Here is a 3278-nt window from a genome sequence, read left to right as displayed (position 1 = left end):
TTGCATCCGGACCCAAGCAGTCCGGCTCTCTACACCACACAGCGGGGCACTACCCCACGCCCTCCCCGGTCTGCCGGACATCCGCGTCTGCGCTCGTACGTCCCGGCGCTCGACAGCGGGCGCCGTAGGCCCTCGCGACGTGCCCTGGACGGCTTCGCCGACGCATCTCCACAGCGTCGGCGAGGCAGGAACGCCAATCTGCGGCGAGCAGGGCTTCTTGTGTCCCGGCCCGTAAGCGATGACGGCGTCTTGCCGAGCAGCGCAGCCGGTCGGGGCGTCGCCACGCGCGGTGGTCTGCCCGGGACGTGCGCCCCTATGTCGGCGGCTCCTTCTGGGCAGAGGCAGGTAGCGCGCACATCGCCCTGGTGAACCGCCAGTTCAGCCGGGGGAGGACGCGATGCCCCTGTCCCGTCGGGGCGTTGAGCTTGGCGTGCACGGTCCGGGAGTCCAATCACGACCGCGGACGGGCCCCCGTCCCGGCCCCTCGACTCGTGGACCCCGGAACAGCGACCGGGGGCTCCCGCACCACTCCCATGATCGTCCCGCAGGCGATAGCGTGCGCTCATGACTTGGCGGGGACCGACATATCGGATGGTGGATGGCGAGAGAATCGATGGGACCTGGTGCCACATCTGGCGGTGCTATCAACCAGGCAGTGAGTACTACCTCGACGACTTGATTGTCTTCGCGGACGGAGCGATCACCTGCGGAGAACGGACGGACCTGGCCGGCCTCGAGAAGATGCTGGCAACAGGCCAGCTGGCGGTGACCAACCCTGAGACTCCACCGCTTCCCGACCAATCATCGAAGTGGGCCTCCCGTCGCAGCGAAGCGCTGACACCAGAAGGCTTCCTTCTGGATGTCGCTGACCGCATCGAAGCACTCAACGAGCGGCCAACTGCCGGGCAACGCTGCCGGGATGCAATCCAGCGCTTCCAGCAGGACCCGGCCGAGTCCAACCGGGAACTTCTCCGAGCGGCATATCTGGCCGTTCCACCGCATCTTCGGATCTATGTCCTGGGAGATATGGACCGCCAGGACCGTCCCCTGCGGATCCTGCTCACGAAGTTGGGTGAGGCCGTCGACGGCGATGGCCCGGTAGTGACAGCGCAGATGCATCAGGACGTCCTGGACTACTTCGCCCGCGGAGATGAGGGGGTCCGGAGCGAGCAGGAGCGGCGAGCCATCCAGCATGCCGACGACCCTTCGGAACCCGGCCGACCAACTCTCGTCTCCCACGAAACGGTTTACCCCCAGGGGTGGCCCGAGCAGCCGGGGCTGTTCGTGCTCCGCAACGAGTACCCTGCACAGATCGTCTTCGGCGGCGACTCCTATGCGTCGGTACTGCACGGGTATTGGGCATTGTCGGCGGCCGATGCTTCTGACAGAAGCAGGATCCGGGATGCGGCCTCCGGCAGAGAGGCGCAGGACCTCGGTGGCCGGGCACTGCACCGGAGTGACTGGCCCGACATCCGGCTCGCGGTCATGGCAGAGCTCCTTCGCGCGAAGTTCACTCAGCACCCTGAACTCGCCCGGGTCCTCGTTTCCACAGGGGACGCCAGGATCAGCTATACCGGCCTCTCGGACTCCCCCTTCTGGAGAGATGTCCACGACGGCCGGGGACGCAACTGGATGGGTCGGTTGCTCGAGCTGACCCGCTCCGAGCTCGTTGCCCAGCAGTTGCTCCGGCCCGGAAGTTGAGCGTCCGCTCTGCCGGCCGGGCGAAGAGCTCGCCCATGGGACCCGTGAACGTGATCGGAACGCTCTGGGGAACATTCGGGTCTGGCATGGGCGAGTTCCTGCGAGTCGCGGTGCGGCCACCATCACCGCGGTGCCGGCGCATGAGGCATCCCGGAGCGAGGGCAGCCGGGACGATCGGCTCTCTGCCCCCGCCGCCATTCCAGTAGGGCGGACCGGCAGAACCGCGCCGGCGCGAAAGGTCCGCGCGCATCCGTACGGCGGTCGCGAGGAGGGCGCCGCCGTGTACGTGTGTGGCGCCAACTGGTTTGGCCGACCCGCATTCCGGAGTCCGGTCGCGCAGGGATCACGGGCCGTGCGTGCCCCCGGTCGCACGGGCCGGGGGCTTGACCGGTGCGTGGTCGACGGCATGTCCTACGGTTCCGGAAGGCATCCGGAGATTTTCGGATGACGAGTCGACGGAGGTGGGGAACATGGCCGGGGACGGCGCTCAGCGCAAGGCGACCACGCGGAGCCCGGACGGGCCGGCCAAGGTGACGATCGCCGGGATCGCGCGGGAGGCCGGGGTCTCGGTCCCGACCGTCTCGCGGGTCGTGAACGGACGCTCCGATGTGTCACCGGCCACCCGCGCCCGGGTGGAGGAGCTGTTGCGCCGGCACGGCTACCGGCGCCGGCCGCCCGCGCCCGGGGACCGTGCGGCCCTGCTCGATCTGGTCTTCAACGACCTGGACAGCCCGTGGGCCGTGGAGATCATCCGCGGTGTCGAGGAGGTCGCGCACGAGGCGGGGGTGGGCACGGTGGTCTCCGCGATCCATGACCGGGCGGGCGCGGCCCGGCAGTGGATGACCAATCTGCGGGCCCGCGCGTCCGACGGCGTGGTGCTGGTGACGTCGGTCCTGGAGCCCGGGCTGCACGACGAGTTGCAGCGCCTGGGCGTGCCGCTGGTGGTGATCGACCCGGCAGGATCGCCCGCGAGCGAGGCGCCGACCGTGGGCGCCGCGAACTGGGCGGGCGGGATGGCGGCCACCGAGCACCTGCTCGGCCTCGGGCACCGGCGGATCGGGTTCATAGCGGGCCCGCCCCGGCTGCTGTGCTCGCGGGCCAGGCTGGATGGTTACCGGGCCGCGCTCGACGTGGCGGGCGTGCCGGTGGACGACGGGCTGGTCGTGCCCGGTGACTTCTACCACGCGTCCGGATTCAGCGGCTGCCAGCGGCTGTTGGATCTCGCCGAGCCGCCTACCGCCGTTTTCGCCGCCAGCGACCAGATGGCCCTTGGTGCGATCGAGGCGCTGCGCCGGCGCGGCCTGCGGGTGCCCGAGGACATGAGCGTCGTCGGTTTCGACGACCTTCCGGAGGTGCGCTGGAGCGCGCCGCCGCTGACCACGGTGCGCCAGCCCCTGTCCGACATGGGCAAGTTGGCGGCACGCGCTGTTCTCGACCTGGCGCGCTCGGTGGCACCCGTATCGCCGCGCATCGAGCTGGCGACGGAACTCGTGGTCAGGGCCAGTACGGCGGTCCCGCGCGAGGAGTAGCGCGGCGGGCACCCGGCGGGGGGGGGGGGGGGCCGGTGTTTTTTGTGG

Annotated in this window: 2 protein-coding genes; both read left to right on the top strand. The window is 69.9% G+C overall.

Annotated features, from left to right (window positions below; all coding sequences use genetic code 11):
* Positions 1-591 precede the first annotated feature (591 nt).
* On the top strand, positions 592-1701 hold the full coding sequence (locus ACQKIP_RS43385) for an NADAR family protein (RefSeq protein WP_427745540.1): 1110 nt from the start codon (positions 592-594) through the stop codon (positions 1699-1701).
* Positions 1702-2171: 470 nt separating this feature from the next.
* On the top strand, positions 2172-3230 hold the full coding sequence (locus ACQKIP_RS43380) for a LacI family DNA-binding transcriptional regulator (RefSeq protein ID WP_365866543.1): 1059 nt from the start codon (positions 2172-2174) through the stop codon (positions 3228-3230).
* Positions 3231-3278: the final 48 nt, after the last annotated feature.

It is taken from the genome of Streptomyces sp. NPDC059900, from assembly GCF_050270335.1.
Classification (GTDB): Bacteria; Actinomycetota; Actinomycetes; order Streptomycetales; family Streptomycetaceae; genus Streptomyces.
Note: the sequence above shows the minus strand (reverse complement) of the source record. Positions and strands in the feature narration are given on the sequence as shown.